The sequence below is a fragment of the Paenibacillus curdlanolyticus YK9 genome (assembly GCF_000179615.1).
Lineage (GTDB): Bacteria > Bacillota > Bacilli > Paenibacillales > Paenibacillaceae > Paenibacillus_T > Paenibacillus_T curdlanolyticus.
Map to the genome: position 1 here is coordinate 225,883 of NZ_AEDD01000007.1, position 16,512 is coordinate 242,394.

Sequence of the window (16,512 nt, forward strand, 5' to 3'; positions counted from 1 at the left end):
CTTTTGATTTTTTCACCGTTAGTTATGATTAATAGTCTTTGAGCAGCTGCAATCCCCAGTCATATGTGTTGATGCTCTTTCCTTCCGATTCGAAAACGAGATTAACAGGTTTTCCGTCCGACGAAATGATTTTTTTAGTTACCGCAGCTTCATAATGGCGCTGGCCGTCGGAAACTTCGATCCGGTTGGTGTTTTTGATTTGCGGATAAATGATGACGTAGGACTGCTCAACTAATGGATTAGCTCCTGATCGGCCAAAGTTTTGATCCACAATAATAACGATTGTGTTGCCATCCTTTGTCCCTTCAAATGCGTAATAGTAAGGACTCGTTTGGAGCATATCTGTGTATGCTGGACCAAGCAATTTAACGTCTGAAGCATTGAAGTGCTCTTCGACGGTTCGTTCTTTAGGAACGGGTCGGTCAGTCATTTTCGATTCAAACCAGTGATAACCTCCGAATACGATTGCCGCCAGTACTGCAACAACTATAAGCAGAGACATGCTGATGCTCGAGTTACGTTTTGTCATAGATTACACGCTCTCTCCATCCAAAAACGCTTGTTACAATTATTGGTGGCAGGCACGACAACAGTCCACCAGATAAGAAGAGGATACCGGTTAATTTATACGAGTCAATTGCGTTTTGAAGGAACAGGGTGTACTCCGACGAATTTAAACTACTCTTCTCCTGCAGGAAACGTTCGGCAGCTGCCCACCCTAAATTCGGACTTTTAACAATCAAGTAAGAACCCAGTAGGACGAATACAATAGCCACGATTAAAAAGGCAAGGCCTAGCCATCCACGTTTGTTTATGATTCACCACATCCTTTCGTATCTTAATTATATGACAGCTAAAAAGAGACCAGTAGGTATTTTTTCTTCACAACTCACTGCCCCGATCTGCACCTTTTCCTGCACGGGGAGTGACTCGTGGATACATCCTCTTATCCCACTAGTTTTCAATCCACGCTCCCGTATGGGGAGCGACAAGGATCGTCAGTCCTACCTAATAAGCAGTCAACAGTTTCAATCCACGCTCCCGCGTAGGGAGCGACAAAATCTGCAGTAAAGCTAAACCAGTCAGGGTTGTTTCAATCCACGCTCCCGCGTAGGGAGCGACTCTTACCTTTGCGAGCACAAGCAGCTCCTGCTGGTGTTTCAATCCACGCTCCCGCGTAGGGAGCGACAACAACCTCATTTTACCTGTTTTGATTTCGCGCGTTTCAATCCACGCTCCCGCGTAGGGAGCGACAGCACCCTCTCCAACCCCCTATTAAATCAAGGTTTTCAGGGCATAATTCGCGAACCTCAAATATTACCTCTCCAAAACTCAAAAATATCCGCTTCAAACCCCAACAAACCCAACAACAGCGGGCTGCGCGAACCTCCTAGGAAAATCATGTGAGCTTCAGGTTCGCAACACCAGTATACCAATTATTTGGAATTACAAACAACAAAAACAGCCCCTATCCAAAAAGGGCTGTTAAGCTTTCAATATTTCTCACAATCCTACTTATTCGTCGAATGCTGCTTCGTCTGCAGCGACGCCTCCGGCGAACCTTTGCCGCGATTTTTGTTCAACCGCTGCCTGTTCTGCTGCTCGTTTACTTTTTGCACGAATTGCGAGGTGTTGAGGTTGTTAAAGTAGCTCATGCGAATCGCCTCCTTCGTCAACCATAGACTGTCCCCGAAGGCGCTCCATTATGCACTTAATCTTGCCGACGCGAGCCAGCAAAGCCTACGATTCCGGCTACCAACAACAAGCCTGCTCCCATGCTGACAGCGGTTATGATAAATCGCATCATCTGCTTATCCAAATAGCGGCCCTCATTCACGTCATCGCGGTCCCCCGATACGCCTCGATGATCGTGGCCGTGTATGACTCGCATATGCCCGTGGCGATCTGGCTCCCAGCCTGAATCCCCGTCAAAATCTCGCCCGACATCCGTCACGGCATTCGGACGCTCGGGCCTAATCGATTCATCAATAGCTCCTACCGATTCCAGCCAGTCCTTCACGTCATTGGCCGCATAATAACGCGAGTAGAACGAGCCGTCCTCCTCCAGCCGGATAAAGCCTTGATGCACGCCCGCGACATGATATTCGCCTTCCCGCTTATCCAGAATCAGCACATACGACTCATCCAGCTCCATCAAGCCTTCGTCTCCAAAAGGCAGGAGATAAACGCCGATCTCGTCGCCAACGTCCATGCTGCCTTTTATAACTTGTTGAATCGCAACCTCATACCGGTCTTTCCCTTGCTTCCTATGCTCTTTCTCTTCCGGTACGCCAACGACAATAGTGTCTGCCTGATCTGCCAGCTCCGGCAGCGGCACCATCGCGAAATCCAGCGCATGCGCCGGAACTGCGTGTACCGTTAGCAATAGCAGCAACGCCAGCAAACCGCCTGCGAGCCCTCTATATTTCATCGACATCCAGCCCCCTAACTATCTGTTACCTCCCCGACGTGGATGCTGATGCTAAAGTTGCGCTACGCGATGCGGGATCACAATTTTATTCTTTATGCGCTAGATAGACTTTAACAATAAGATAATAGAGCACAGCCTCAACAATGAGGCCTATTCCCGACATCGTTGCGGTTTTTGTATCACTCATCGAGATTAATCCTTGACTTGGAAGCGACACTAAAAATGTAAGCAATGTAATAACAAAAATAACTACAGCAACTAGAGTTACCACGATAAAAGATGAATTATTCATATAAACCTCCATTTTAATTTTCATTTTGTATTGAATCATTTGCAACAACACCCATACTATATGCTGATCAATTTTATTTTTGTCGATTTTAGTCGAAAGAAATCAATATTTAGAAGATCTTTAGGCGACCGATACATGCATCCTTTCAACAAAATCTTTATAACCGGCTCAATCGTTGCAATGAAGTAAGCATCGCAGCCCTGCTCCTCCTAAATCCACCATCCCCCCACCCTCGACGCACACAGCCGGTCCATAGTATGATAGGCGGTAATCAACGCAATCTACTAGAGACCCGCAAGGGAAGGATAGGAGAGGCAATCATGAGTTATAAAATCGTGTTTTTTGACATTGACGGTACGCTTGTAAACGAGGAAAAACAAATTCCGCGGGATACGATCGACGCGCTGCGCGAGCTGAGCAAGACGGACGTCGAGGTCGTCATTGCAACGGGCCGCGCGCCTTACTTCTTCAAGTCGATCGCCGAGCAGCTCGGCATCAATTCATTCATTAGCCTGAACGGCGCTTACGTCGTACACCAAGGACGCGTGCTGTTCGAGCGTCCGATTCCGCGCGAGCGCTTGGAGGCACTGGTCGTGCAAGCCGGCCAACACGGCCATCCGCTCGTATTCGAAGGCGGCGAAACCTACTACGCAGATACAGATTCGCATCCGCACATGCTGAATTCGGTCAACTCGCTGAAGGTTGAGCTGCCTGGACATGACCCGGAATATTGGCAAAAGACGAGCATCTATCAAGCATTCCTCCACTGCGAAGCGCATGAGGAAGAGCTTTATGCGGAGTCCCTTCCGGGCTTGCGCCTCGTTCGCTGGCACAAAACCGCAATGGACGTGCTGCCGGAGGGCGGCTCCAAAGCGCTCGGCATCGAAGCAATGCTCCAGCATCTAGGCATCGCAGTCGAAGAAGCTGCCGCATTCGGCGACGGCCTCAACGACAAGGAAATGCTAGCGGCCGTTGGCCTTGGCATCGCGATGGGCAACTCGCATCCGGAGCTGATTCCGCATGCGGATTACGTGACCGCGCATGTCGATGAAGGCGGCATCCGCCAAGGGCTGAAACACGCTGGCTTGATCTAGGAATAGGACCGGACGCCGCAGAGCGACCGGCCTGATGGACGGCAGAGCGGCGACCGTATCGCCGCTTTTTGCTGTTCCCCGTTGTTTTTTCGTATAGGAAGGAGCCTCACCCGTGCAATATAACACCATGCCGCAAGCGCCTACTCGACTATCTGTGAAAAAAAGCCGCCGTCGGCGCCGCTTTATGCTCTATTTGCTGCTCACGTTCATCGTCATCATTGCCGCGGTCCTGATCGACAGGCAGTTGTCCGACATGGCCAAGCCGAGGCAGCTGCAAATCAAGACGGCCCAGCTCCATCCTATCGTGCGCCAGCAAGCGGATGAGCTCGTCCGATTAGCCAAGAAGCAAGGCATCCGTATCCTCATAACGGACGGCTTCCGCAGCGCAGCCGAGCAAGATGCGCTTTACCGCAAAGGCCGTTCCGATGACGGATCGATTGTGACGAAGGCGAAAGGCGGGCAATCGTACCATAACTTCGGGCTGGCCGTGGATTTCGCTCTGCTCAAGGATGACGGCAGCGCAAGCTGGGAGATGAACGCCGACCTGAACGATAACGGGAAATCCGACTGGCAAGAGGTCGTCGCGATTGCGAAATCGCTCCATTTTGAATGGGGCGGCGACTGGGACAGCTTCCCTGATTACCCTCATCTGCAAATGACGTTCGGCTACAGCATTCGCGAGCTTCAGCGCGGCGCTGATCTGAGCGCGATGACGCTTGAGGACGCCGAATAGCTTCTACGAGAAATAATAGGCACTACACGAACGAATAAGCTTGCGAATGCGCCAACGCGCTTCCGTAAGCTTTTTTCATTTTGCATCGCAGCCATACGAACGTTTGATCGCTTCCAAGCCCGCTATATTGTATAATGGAAATCGTGAGTATGTATTCTATGAACGCTTAGGAGAAAATGAACGATGAACCCGTTATCCCCTTCGCTAGACGATAATAGCTGGCACAACCTCTTGGCAGAGGCTGCCGCAATATTCAGCGACGTGACGCTGTCGCGAGGTTTTCAATATTACAAGCAAAAGCGCGTGCAATCGTACACCGAACTGCACGAGCGGCTCGTCATCGCGCTTGTCTCCGGCACGGAGCTATATAACGTTAAGCTGAACCCGGAAGCGATCGCTTCCAGCCGATGCGAGTGCCCGATCGGCAGCAAATGCAAGCATATTGCCGCCACTTTGCTTCAATATGTGCATCAGCACGGCCGGCCTGTCGCTTCGGTTGTGAACGCCAAATCCGCCGCCGACCTCTCCCAATTAAGCCACTCCTCCCGCATCGGCCCGCTGGAGCAGCTTCAAGAGCAAGCGAAGCAGCTTGCCGAGCAGCCCATGTCCGAGTGGCATGCTTTGTTCGAGCAGGGCATGAAGCTGCTGCCCGAAGCGCGCAGCGTAACGAATCCGCAGGCGGTGCTTGCCGCTCTCGCGCGCATCAAGCCTGCGCTTTCCTCTGAGCTGGAGGCGCTGTTCGAGGTGCATGCGCACCTGTTTGCGCTTGAGAAGCTGCTCGTGGCGAGCCACCAGCAATGGCAGACCGTCAGCTATTATTCTTCCGGCTACCAATCGCAGGAGACGATTCCCGCTTTAACGCAGGCGATCGCGGGCCAGTTGAACGCCTCTTCCGACATCGCGGCGAAGCCTGGCCCTGATATAAAGCAGCGCCTTGTGGATACGCTTGCCTATGTCCGCCGCCAGATGCTGGGCGAGCCTGGGAGCGCTCGCGCTTTTCTGAACGTGTACCTGCTGCTGTGGTCAACCTGGCTGAAGCCTGCCGTTTCGGGCGATTCCAACCGCTTCCTTATCGAGCTGGAGCAGCTGCAGGAAGCAGAAACAACCGCCGACGCCGCGCGTTCCCGGCTGCCAGGCCAACTGGCGAAGAGCTGGATGCACTACTATCTCGCGCAGGATGAGAAGGCGTTGGCGTTTCTGCGGGAAGCGAACAAGGCTTCCTCCATCCGCCCGCATGACCTGATGGGCTTCCTGCAGGACTTGTCGCTGGAGGAGCCGGATGGGCCGCGCATGCTGCGCTGGCTCATTGCGCTCGGCGATTTGCTGAGCACGCATCGTTTTCGCGAGCTGCCCGTTTACGTAGCCCATTGGGAATCGGTCATCGAACAGGACCCGGAAGCAGAGCCCGCCATGTGGCAGACGCTGGTCGGCATGCTCCCCTCCTCGAAAGCGATCTATGAGGAAGCGATGCTCGCCCGCGGCAAATGGCAGCAATGGATTGATTACCAAATAAGCATGGGCGAAGAGCCGCTCTCGTACCGCGTAGCCGTCCTTCAGCCGATTGAGAAGAACGCGCCGGAGGCGCTGCTGCCCTTCTATCATCAGGCGGTCGAACGCTACGTGCTGCACAAAAATCGCGACGGCTACAAATCAGCGGTCAAGCTGCTGAAGCGCCTCGCCAAGTTATATAAGAAGCTAAAGCAGGAGACGCGCTGGGAGCAATTCATCACAGCCTTCTCCGACCGGCACAGCCGGCTGCGCGCCTTGCAAGAGGAGCTTCGGAAAGGAAAGCTGCTGGAATGAAGCAACAACATTTCATCGAAACGATTCATATTCAAATCAGCCTGACCGACTACGGGGACGCGCTGATTTACGGCAATCTGGCGAACGATTCGTATATGGTGTCAGGGATGTTCATCAAGCAGCGGCTTTTCGCCTTGCATGAAGCTTCCTTCTACGGCACTGAGCTTGCGACCAAGTCAGTACAGGACGTCGAGCTCATCGTCCTCCCCGCGGAGCAGGTCATTCCATTCTTGGCAGAGCAGCGCTTGCTGACGCATGTCGAATGGATTTGGGAAGGCGACGCATCGCGGCTCGCGGAGCTTGCCCCGCTGCTCGCCGACTGCATGGAGCAGCGGCGGTTCAAGCCGAGCTTCGCCGCGCTGAAGGCGGGCAAGCCGCTGCAGTGGACATGGGACGAGGAAGCGCTTGGCGAAGACGAGCAAGCTTTGCTCGCACGATTGACGGAAACGCGGTATAGCTATGTCGAAGGGCTTCATGCTGCATTTTCCGCTGCTGTCTATGAACGGTATTACGCGGATGAAACGGCGGCAGCGGACCTGAAGCGCGAGTTTCCGCTCTTGTTTGGCGCGGCGGATCAAGCCGCAGCCAATGGCTTGGACGAGCCGTCATGGCTCATCGCTGCCGGCTGGAAAGCGGACGAAGCCCCTTTCCGCCCGCTTCTGCAATTGCTGGAGCCGGACGAGACCGACCCGGACTGGCGCATGAAGGTCGTGCTCCAGGACAAGCAAGATCCCGCGCTGCTTGTGCCAATTCGGCTGGCAGCCGATGGCGATGCTTTCGGCTCATGGCCGGCGGCATGGACGCCGGTCGTGCAAGAGCGCTCCGCCGGCTGGCTGGATCGGCTGCGCGCCTGCTTGCCGCGGGAGCGCTTCGCCGGCAGCCGCGACGATTGCCTAAGCGCGCCGATGACTGACGCCGCCGCTTGGCAATTCCTAACGGCGGACAGCCAGCGCCTGCTCGAGGCTGGCTGGCAAGTGCTGCTCCCGGCCTGGTGGGAAGCCGCCAGCCGGAAGAAGCCTCGGCTCCGTGCCAAGGTACGCGCCGAGGCAGGCGCGAGCGGCGCTGGCCAGTCGCTGTTCGGCTTGAACGCCATCGTCAACTTTGACTGGCGCATTGCCATTGGCGAAGCGGACTTGTCCGAGGCCGAATTCCTGGAGCTTGCCGCCCGCAACGAGCGGCTCGTCCGCTTCCGCGGCCAGTGGATTTCGCTTGATCCTCATCTGCTCGCGCAGATCCGGCGCGCAATGGAGAGCATGGACCAGTCCGAAGGCCTGTCCTTCCAGGACGTCCTACAGCTTCATCTGCTAGGCGGACAGGATGAGCCTGCCTCGGCTGCAAACGCCGCTTCGCCAGAAGCGCAAGCTTCCCGCGACGAGCGGATCAAGCTGGAGGTCGAATTAAACGCGCATCTGATCGGCCTGATCACGCAGCTTGGGCAGCAATCCGATTGGCCGCCGCTTGATCCGCCTGCCGGGCTTCGCGCAGAGCTGCGCACCTACCAGCGCGAGGGCTTTGCTTGGCTGGCGTTTCTGCGGCAATTCGGGCTCGGCGGCTGTCTGGCGGACGATATGGGCCTTGGCAAAACCGTGCAGCTGATCGCCTACTTGCTGCATGTGAAGGAGACGGTAGCCGCTCAGTCTGTCGCAAACGTCGCCATGGATTCAGCAGCAAATGCGGAATCCAACGGGACTGCGGCACCCAGCGGGACTCCCGAACTCGCCGAGGCCGCGGCAGCCGCCGCTTCCTCCGGCCCTGCTCGGATGCCTGCGCTCGTCATCTGCCCGACCTCCGTCCTTGGCAACTGGCAGAAGGAGCTAAGCCGCTTCGGTCCTTCCCTTGGCGTTATGCTGCATTATGGCAGCAAACGCCGAAGCGGCGAAGCATTCTACGAGCAAGCGAGCCAAGCAGACGTCATTCTGACCTCCTACTCGACCGCAACGCTCGACCAAGAGCTGTTGCAGACTTACAAGTGGTCCGCCATTTGCTTAGATGAGGCGCAAAACATTAAAAATGCGCAAACGAAACAATCATCAGCGATTCGCAGCTTCTCCGCCGATCACCGAATTGCGCTAACGGGTACGCCGATTGAGAATCGGCTGTCCGAGCTCTGGTCGATCTACGATTTTATCAATCCGGGCTATCTGGGGAGCTCTAACGGATTCCAGCAGCGATTCGCCAACGCCATCGAGAAGGAGCGCGACGAGCAGCGCACCCAAGATTTGCAGCGGCTTGTGAAGCCATTCATGCTGCGCCGCAAGAAGAAGGACCCGAATATCCAGCTCGACCTGCCGGACAAGAACGAGATGAAAACCTACGTTCATCTGACGGCCGAGCAAGGCGCATTATATGACCAGACCGTCAACGCATTAATGGACAAAATGAAGATGCTCGAAGGCATCGAGCGCAAAGGCGCCATTCTGTCCGCCCTCACGCAGCTCAAGCAGTTGTGCGACCATCCGATGCTGCTGACGAAGGAAGCAATGCCCGAGCTGCCCGCCCCTGCTTCGGGCTCGGCTGCTCCTCCGGCAATCGAGGACAACCCGGGAATGTCCGAGGCTGCCGAGATGGTCATCTCGCGCTCATCCAAGCTGGAGCGGCTGCTGGCAATGGTCAAGGAGCTGCGGGAAGAGGGCGACCGCTGCCTCATTTTCACCCAATACATCGGCATGGGGAACATGCTCCAGCAGGTGCTGCAAAACCAATTGCAGGAGCAGGTGCTCTACCTGAACGGCAGCACGTCCAAAACGGCGCGCGACCGGATGATCGAGCAGTTCCAATCCCAGACACTACCCGCCGACGAGCAGCCGAACGTGTTCATCCTCTCCATCAAGGCAGGCGGCGTCGGCCTCAACCTGACCGCTGCGAACCACGTGTTCCACTTCGACCGGTGGTGGAATCCTGCAGTGGAGAACCAAGCGACGGACCGCGCGTATCGCATGGGCCAGACCCGCGATGTGCAGGTGCACAAGTTCATCGCGCTCGGCACGCTGGAGGAGAAAATCGACGAGATGCTGGAAAGCAAGCAGCGGCTGAGCGACGACGTCATCACAAGCTCCGAAGGCTGGATTACGGAGCTGTCCACCAATGAGCTGAAAGAGCTGTTTACGCTGCGGCGTGATTGGAACGGCTAGCTTGCCTAAAGCATCGTGAATACGTACAACAAAAAGGAGCGTCCCCCGGTTCAGCGGGGAATGCTCCTTTTTTGCTTCATATTATCTGATTTGCTTCTTTCTATTTGGCAAAGGGGCTGACCTTAAATGCTTACGCCCCCGTTTATCGGCTTGAAGGTGGCTACAATACGCTCCAGCTTATTCAGCTTGCCGCTATACCGTTCGCGGAAGCTATGGTAGCTCTCTCCCGCTTTCCCGTCATCAGATAGCCAAGCGATAATATAATAGAACTTATCCTCATCGCCCGTCACCGTAATCGTATACGCTTGCGTCTCGCCATCTTCCTCGCCATTCATCTCGAAGCGATAAGCCGTTCTGCCGTTCAAGGAGGTCTGCTCCGTCTCCCCGTCTGCAAGCTCGGCGTGTATCGCTCCCGGCAGCCAGTTCCGGATAATCTCATGATAGTCTTCGAGCGACACCTTTTCTTCCAGCGTCTCCTCGTTATCCGATCCTACCACAACATTATACGTGGAAAGCCCGCTGCTCACCGCTAGCTCGCTTTCCGTCGACGCATCGGCGGACCAGCTCCACGGGACCGTCATTTCGTAACGCCCATCCGCCGTCTCCACCGCATGGTCCACCGTAATCTGCGAACTGACCGAGCTGATTCCCCCGATCAAACAACCTAGCGCAACCACGATCACGAGGATATGCGTGATGCGCATTCCTACCAGCCTGCTCCGTTCCAATGGCGGAAGATCCCGCGCCTTCAACACGAATGTTTTCGCCGCCATGTCACCGAGCCGCTGCTTCTTCTGCTGGATAAGCACGATAATGCCAGCGATAATGCCATAGAACATCAGCGGACAAAACTCCAAAATGCGCATAAGATTGCGAATGGCAGCTTTGCCGATTCCCGGCAGCTCGCCGCTCGCATTCACGACGCGTACGCGCAGCGCCCATTTGCCAACCGTTGTGCCGAAGAACGTTTCCAGCAGCCAATAATAAATCGGGCTTAGAATGAAATAACAACCAACCAACAGAAAGGGAGCGATCGTATTCCATACGCTGTCATCATTCACAGATGCAGCTATGCTCCACGCAAACAGCCCGAAGAAAATCATCATGACTAGCAAATTATCAATAACGACAGCGCCCCAGCGTCTGAAGAAGACGGAGCCGCTGTCATAAGTACGGACGATCGCCTCTGCGTCTAGCGGCCCGCTAGATGGATAGCGATCGTTTTCTAATTCAGAAACTGGCGAGAATGCAACAGATTCATAGGTGCTTTTGCCCGGTTGTATCGGTTCCAAACAATCGTTCTCCCCTCATATACAGTCATTATCTAGGTATATCGGTATGATGGTAGCATGAAATCCAAATCCTTACTAGACCATCTGAACCACATCCATCCGAAGCTTGCGCAAAAAAAAGCGTATACTCGCTCCGCTTAAGGGAAGCTCATATACGCAGGATAGACAAACCACGTTTAATAATGCCTTCTCCGTCGCCGCATTTGTTTCGTGATGTACTGCCTGATGCCCAGCGTCGCACCCACAATAATGATGGCGGCGACAGCCGGAAGTATAGCTGTACTCATCCTATCCACCACCTTATTTATCTGTGGTAGATATATTCGCTGTCTATATCTGTTATCCCTGCTTATTTTTGTGATCGTATTGTGAAAGAAGCGTCTTCCGGATATGCGCATACTCGCCGTGAATGGCCGCATTCGTATTCGCCTGCCAGAAGGTTTCATCGCCAGCGACAACCGCATCGCGCAGCTTCGTTGCGCTAATCGGCAGCGACATGCGGGGTATGACCAGCCGCCCGATATGCGCCATCCGCTCTTCCGGGAACCAATGCTCCCGTTCCTCGTCGCTGCCGGCAATCATCAGATCCAGCTCCGGCCACTCCCGCTCCCGTCCATAACGCTCGACCGCATCAAGCAGGTAATTGCCCCATGCATGGCTATGATCGCCCTCATGCGTATAATCGTTTAACGCCATCAGCTCGATCCGATCCCCGTAAACGGCACGCAGCAGCGACATCCGGTACTCAGCTGAAAATGGATTACGCGCCGTCCCGCTCTGTTGAGCGGAGCCTACCACAACGAGCAACCGCTCGCATACGCCCAGCGCCGCATCAATCATGCGCTCATGACCGGCATGCACCGGCTGGAACCGGCCTAATATGAATCCGAAGCGAAACGGCTGCCCCATTGTGATTCCTCCCCTTCATCGCCCAGCTTATTACAAATATTGTACAACGAATGCGTCGATTTTGAACTGAATATTTGCCGAGAGCTGAATATTCGGTTGTGCGGCGTCCTGCTGCTGCACGCGCTCCCGTACCTCATTCCAGAACTGCGGTCCCGCCGCAAGCAATGCCGGCTCGCCCGCACCGTCATGACGGTAGATCGTCTCGTACAGACCATCGCGATTCGTCTCATCCGCCGCTTCTACGACGAGCTCGCCTCCAACCCGAACCAACTTCACCTTGCCGGGAATGCTCCGTTTGAGCGGAATCATCGAAAATTTCATCCGATCCTTGCCATTGCTGTAGGCCGTCTTCATTGCCCAGCCGTACGTATCGCGGTCAATATGGTTGTAGAAGCCCGAGCCTACCCCGTAAGCGACGAATGGCAGCGGAATCCTTTCTCCTCCAGCTTCGCGTCATAACGTTTCACTTGCGCCGCATTCATGCCTTCCCCAATGATGACGCCAACAACGTCAAGGAGCTCGTGCGCTTTCGCCACCTCATAAATATCGATTGCCTGCTGCAGCACATCGCCGCTGTCTGGACGAAGGACAATTCGAACGCCGCGTTCGCGCGCGCGGAGGCCCAGCTCCGGCAAATACTGCTGAATGACGCGGTTCGCATCATACGTATCGATAACGAGTGCGACCATCCGCTCGCCTGCTGCGGCCGTTTCGTCGATCGCGCGCTCGAAGCATTCCTTCTCATCGTCGAATTGCTGCGTGACTTTGTGCGCAAGCGCTGCAATGCTGCCGATTACCGCATGGGGCGTATGCAGGGTCGTGTGGAAATCGTCCGTCCCTTGCAGCGACAGGTTCCATGCCGTCCCCGCCCAATAAGCATCCTCCAGGCTGCGGTGGCCCCGGAACCCGAAACTGTGTATCCGCCACAGGAACGATTCGTCATAGCCGTGCTCCGCCTGCTTGGCTTCCAGATAACGGCGCAGGTGGAACGCTTCCGTCGCGCAGCCGCTTGGGAAGTACGCATGCATGAACATCCCTTCCCACCAAGTAACGAGCTCCCCGAACCCTTCAACCGTATTGAATACTTGGGCAAAAGGCGTTCCCGCCGGGCACCACGTGCCTTCCGGCAGCGATTCTACCGCGATCGGCGCATAACCATTGCATTCCCGAACGACGCGGAGGAACAGCTCGCTTGGGAACCGAAGCCCCTGCATCGCCGCGCATTGCTCCGCTTCCGTTACATGAGTCTCCGTAATCTGAATCGACAGCAGATCGCCTACGATCTCGCGGAAGCCATATAGAATCATCCCTTCCCTGCGGTTATAGAGATGGCTGACTTCCCAATCCATATTGCATTTCAAACGCGGATGCGAGAGATTGTAGCTGTCCGTCAGAAGCAGTGGGTTGTTGCGGATCGATTTGATCATACGAAATTCCTCCAATATATTGATATTATAAGTCGTATAGACTATATAAATGATGAAAAGCTTGCCGAACCTTCCTATTAGAAAAGTCCGGAGTTGTAAATCGATATATTCGGTTCATAATCCGCGTACACGTACAGCTGCGCTGGCCGATTCGAATTGCGGTCCGTCGTCTTCGGCTTGCCGTCTCGATCGAGCGCCTCCTTGATGAGCCCTTGGCGCGTCTTCGTCGTAAGCAGATTGCGCTTGAAGTTCGGGATGTCCTCCTCGAACGTCGGAACGACGGTCTGGATCACTTGGTACAGCTCGCGAATCGTAAATTCGGTCGGCAGAAACTGTTTGGCAAGCGTCGTCATCATCATTTTGGACCTTACGTAAGCCAATGCGTCTTGCAGCAAAACGTTATGATCGAACGCCAGCTTCAGCTGGAGCGCCTCTTCGATCGGGAACAACCGAACCTCGTCGGCATCCGTATCGGCTGCGAGATCCAGCAGGTACTCTTCCTTCACCAATGCGCAGTAGAGCACCGACGGCATCCAGCCGCGCGGGTCGCGTCCGGGATCGTACACCGTCTTGATCTGCTCGATCACGACGTCCCGGTCGACATTCGTCTCTTCCTTCAGCTCACGGTAAGCCGCTTCCAGCAGCGTTTCCTCTTCGCCTGAGAACCCGCCTGGCAGCGCCCAATAGCCTGGGTACGCCTCTGATGAGGTACTCCGTCTGATGAGCAGGACGTCCAAGCGTCTGTCTGCCAGCATTTTGTAATTGCTGGGCTTTGCGTGCGAAGTAATGGTGAAAATCGCGATATCGACTGGCAGCCCATCCGGCGTCCGGTACTTGGGAGCTTCGTTTGTCATCCGAGCACCTCCTTCTTGTTTCTTAGTATATGCTCCCATCTCTATATTGTCAATATGACTATATAAAATAATTTACGTATTCGTCCTCGCATGTTTTGTTTTCCGCACCAGATAAAATGAGTGCACGCCAAGGAGCGCGGCAGCACCATTGCCGGGCCAAGGTCACCCCCTTGCCCAGCTCGGGTGCCGCCGCGCGTTATTCCCCTGCGTCATTCAACCCACTATCTCCGTTTACGCAGCGTTACTTCCACCTGATAAGTCGCCCCCGGCTCGCATGGCAGCAGCGTGCCGCGATGCGCTCTTCCGTTCACGATCACGTCTGCCTCACCCGTCTCTACGCCTTCGGGATTGGAGATGTTGATCACGTAAGTGGCGCCCCCGAACGTTCTCGTTACCTTATAGAAGGGCCACTCCGCCGGTATGCATGGGGAAATCGTCAAGCCCTCTGCCGTCGCTCGAACACCCAGTACATAATCCATGACGGTCCACAGCATCCAACCGACCGTTCCCGTTTGATTATGATGGCTCGACTTTCCGAAGTTCGGCGATGCCATCAGCCCGAAGTAATAATTCGGAATGAAAATCGGCACCTGCAAATTACGCGAAGGCGGATTGTCCGGATTGGTCGGCAGCGTCCTGCGGATCGTCTCATACGCCTGACCGCCCCGTCCCGCTTGGCAATCGGCGAACGCTTTGAACATCGAGGCATGGCAGTACACCGAGCCGTTCTCCGTCGTGCCCGCCAGCTTCACGCTGATTCGGCCCCACTTGGCATTCCAATCGCTGAACGCCGGCTTTAACAGCAGCGGCCCCGCTGGCGTGTCCAGACTGTCGATGGCTGCCAGGCACTGATCCAGCCGCTCCCCTCTAGCGCATTGGCTCATAATCGCCCACGTCTGCGTGTTCAGGAACAACCGGCCTTCGGCATCCTTCGCCGTTCCGAACGCTTCACCCTCGTCATCGAAGCCCGCCAAGTACCACGCCCCGTCCCAAGCCTTCTCGTTGACCGCATGGTCGAGCCTGTCGGCGATTGCTTCCAAGCGCATAGCAGCAGCATCGTCGCCCCGCAATCGACACAGCGGCAGGAGCGTGAGAATAGCGTATTTAAGCGCCATCGTGCTCCACACCGATTCGCCTCTGCCCCGTCTGCCCGGACCGTTGATGGGGTCATTCCAATCCCCGTCTCCCATCCGGCACAATCCGTGGCTTCCGGTATCCTGCGCCATATAATCGACAGCCAGCAGCAAATGCTCATAAATGGAGGCCGTGCCGCCATCCTTAAAGCCGACCTGCCGATCCAATAGACTTGGGCGGCCCGACTGGTTAACCAGCGCCGTTAAACAGATGACTAGCCAGACCGGCCCGTCCTTATGCGTCAGCAGGCATAGCTTCGAAGGCGGCGAACCGTCCGTCATAATCCATTGCTGGATAAACCCGCTTCGCGATTGCCCCGACAGGACCGCCTCCATCGCCGCGAGCGCGCCGTCGGGATCAATCATCGAGAAGCCCATCGCATCCTGCAGCTGATTGCGGATCGGGCAGTACGTGGACATCCGATTGGTGCGTGTTTGCAAATCGATTTGCTTTTTCAGCCAATGATTCATAAACGCATTCAAATCGCGATCTGGCGTCTCCACCGTAAACGTGTTGGAAATGGTGTTCCAGTAGCGATCAACAGCCTCCAGCATCCCATCGAAGCCGCTCTCCAGCAAGCGGACCCTCGTCTCCGCCGCTTCCTCCGGCGTCCGCGCGCAGCCCATAACGAGATGAATCGTTTCGCTGCCGCCAGGCTCGATGCTCAGCGCATGCTGAAGCACGCCGATCGGAGTTTCTCCTTCCGCTTTGCCGTTCGAGCATCTTCCTGCTGCGACTTGCGGCGGAAGCTCGCCAGTGTCCTCGCCCCCGAAGAAACGATTTTCGCTGCATTCGAAACTCTCTATCGCACGATCGGCGAATACGTACACCCGATTGGAATGGTTGTCGCATTTCTCCTTCTCTTCATAGAACACATGATAGGGATAGGAGTAGCTTGATAGAACTTGTGCGTTCACATCAAAATCGCATACGCTCCCCATCACCCCGCCATTTTCTAGTGAAAAGGCGGAGAATAGGGAAAGCCTGCGGCGGCTGTCCGTCTCGTTCGTGACCGTAATGCGCCACACCTCGCACATTTCATCCACGGGCACGAACACCTTGATCGCGGCGCGAATGCCGTTGTGGAACGATCGAATCTCGCTCCAGCCCAAGGCGTGGACACATTCATACTGCTCCGGCTGCGTCTTGAGCGGCTGGTACGCCGGACACCAGACCTCGCCGGTATCGCCGTCCCGCAAGTAAAAATATTTGTAGCCCTCGCGGTTAAACGTCCGATGCTTGGGCTGGAACACCATGCTTTTGCCCTGACCGGTTTGCGACACCTCGACATAATAGGAATCATTGAATAAATAATTGAACCATCGGGCCGGCGTGCGCGGCGTTGCGATGCGATATTGCGACCCGTTTTCCTGAAAGCTGCCTAATGCCATCCGTCTCTTCCCCTGTCTCTC

Annotated in this window: 14 protein-coding genes and 1 CRISPR repeat array; of the genes, 4 read left to right on the forward strand and 10 right to left on the reverse strand. The window is 55.2% G+C overall.

All coding sequences use genetic code 11. The annotated features are described in order from the left end of the window. Window positions 1–28: 28 nt before the first annotated feature. The 4 genes from PAECUDRAFT_RS14595 to PAECUDRAFT_RS14605 form a co-directional block, all read right to left on the reverse strand. Window positions 29–529, reverse strand: a complete 501-nt coding sequence (locus PAECUDRAFT_RS14595) for a hypothetical protein (RefSeq protein WP_006038874.1) — start codon at window positions 527–529, stop codon at window positions 29–31. Window positions 530–958: 429 nt separating this feature from the next. Beyond that, a CRISPR array of direct repeats spans window positions 959–1,254; the repeat unit is 32 nt; unit sequence GTTTCAATCCACGCTCCCGCGTAGGGAGCGAC. Between the two features lie 257 nt (window positions 1,255–1,511). After that, a complete protein-coding gene (locus PAECUDRAFT_RS25320; RefSeq protein WP_006038875.1) occupies window positions 1,512–1,655 on the reverse strand; it encodes a DUF4023 family protein in 144 nt (47 codons plus the stop codon). A 56-nt stretch (window positions 1,656–1,711) separates the two neighbouring features. After that, the gene (locus tag PAECUDRAFT_RS14600) at window positions 1,712–2,431 is read right to left on the reverse strand and encodes a hypothetical protein (protein ID WP_006038876.1); all 720 of its coding nucleotides are present in this window, start codon (window positions 2,429–2,431) and stop codon (window positions 1,712–1,714) included. 85 nt (window positions 2,432–2,516) lie between these two features. Further along, window positions 2,517–2,762, reverse strand: coding sequence for a hypothetical protein (locus PAECUDRAFT_RS14605; RefSeq protein WP_040712665.1), 246 nt, complete (start codon window positions 2,760–2,762; stop codon window positions 2,517–2,519). Window positions 2,763–3,043: 281 nt separating this feature from the next. Here PAECUDRAFT_RS14605 and PAECUDRAFT_RS14610 point away from each other — a divergent pair, with 281 nt between their 5' ends. The 4 genes from PAECUDRAFT_RS14610 to PAECUDRAFT_RS14625 all read left to right on the forward strand — a co-directional run bounded on the left by PAECUDRAFT_RS14610 (window position 3,044) and on the right by PAECUDRAFT_RS14625 (window position 9,484). Beyond that, window positions 3,044–3,817: a Cof-type HAD-IIB family hydrolase gene (locus PAECUDRAFT_RS14610; RefSeq protein ID WP_006038878.1), complete on the forward strand. Its 774-nt coding sequence runs from the start codon at window positions 3,044–3,046 to the stop codon at window positions 3,815–3,817. A 112-nt stretch (window positions 3,818–3,929) separates the two neighbouring features. Next, on the forward strand, window positions 3,930–4,550 hold the full coding sequence (locus tag PAECUDRAFT_RS14615) for a M15 family metallopeptidase (protein WP_006038879.1): 621 nt from the start codon (window positions 3,930–3,932) through the stop codon (window positions 4,548–4,550). A 183-nt stretch (window positions 4,551–4,733) separates the two neighbouring features. Beyond that, window positions 4,734–6,353 (forward strand): SWIM zinc finger family protein, encoded by a 1,620-nt coding sequence (locus tag PAECUDRAFT_RS14620; protein WP_006038880.1) that lies wholly within the window; start codon window positions 4,734–4,736, stop codon window positions 6,351–6,353. Next, complete coding sequence (locus PAECUDRAFT_RS14625; protein WP_006038881.1) at window positions 6,350–9,484, forward strand: DEAD/DEAH box helicase; 3,135 nt, start codon at window positions 6,350–6,352, stop codon at window positions 9,482–9,484. The genes PAECUDRAFT_RS14620 and PAECUDRAFT_RS14625 overlap by 4 nt, the downstream gene beginning before the upstream one ends. A gap of 122 nt (window positions 9,485–9,606) precedes the next feature. Here PAECUDRAFT_RS14625 and PAECUDRAFT_RS14630 read toward each other — a convergent pair whose 3' ends face one another. The 6 genes from PAECUDRAFT_RS14630 to PAECUDRAFT_RS14650 all read right to left on the reverse strand — a co-directional run bounded on the left by PAECUDRAFT_RS14630 (window position 9,607) and on the right by PAECUDRAFT_RS14650 (window position 16,491). Beyond that, window positions 9,607–10,776 (reverse strand): RDD family protein, encoded by a 1,170-nt coding sequence (locus PAECUDRAFT_RS14630; protein WP_006038882.1) that lies wholly within the window; start codon window positions 10,774–10,776, stop codon window positions 9,607–9,609. 339 nt (window positions 10,777–11,115) lie between these two features. Further along, window positions 11,116–11,685 carry an adenylyltransferase/cytidyltransferase family protein gene (locus PAECUDRAFT_RS14635; protein WP_006038883.1) on the reverse strand — a complete coding sequence of 190 codons (570 nt, stop codon included), beginning with the start codon at window positions 11,683–11,685 and terminating at the stop codon, window positions 11,116–11,118. Between the two features lie 30 nt (window positions 11,686–11,715). Continuing rightward, a complete protein-coding gene (locus PAECUDRAFT_RS26405; protein WP_006038884.1) occupies window positions 11,716–12,039 on the reverse strand; it encodes a hypothetical protein in 324 nt (107 codons plus the stop codon). Between the two features lie 47 nt (window positions 12,040–12,086). Beyond that, on the reverse strand, window positions 12,087–13,112 hold the full coding sequence (locus PAECUDRAFT_RS14640; protein ID WP_006038885.1) for a nicotinamide phosphoribosyltransferase domain-containing protein: 1,026 nt from the start codon (window positions 13,110–13,112) through the stop codon (window positions 12,087–12,089). 77 nt (window positions 13,113–13,189) lie between these two features. Next, window positions 13,190–13,966: an NUDIX domain-containing protein gene (locus tag PAECUDRAFT_RS14645; RefSeq protein ID WP_006038886.1), complete on the reverse strand. Its 777-nt coding sequence runs from the start codon at window positions 13,964–13,966 to the stop codon at window positions 13,190–13,192. A 221-nt stretch (window positions 13,967–14,187) separates the two neighbouring features. Next, window positions 14,188–16,491: a GH36-type glycosyl hydrolase domain-containing protein gene (locus PAECUDRAFT_RS14650; RefSeq protein ID WP_006038887.1), complete on the reverse strand. Its 2,304-nt coding sequence runs from the start codon at window positions 16,489–16,491 to the stop codon at window positions 14,188–14,190. Window positions 16,492–16,512: the final 21 nt, after the last annotated feature.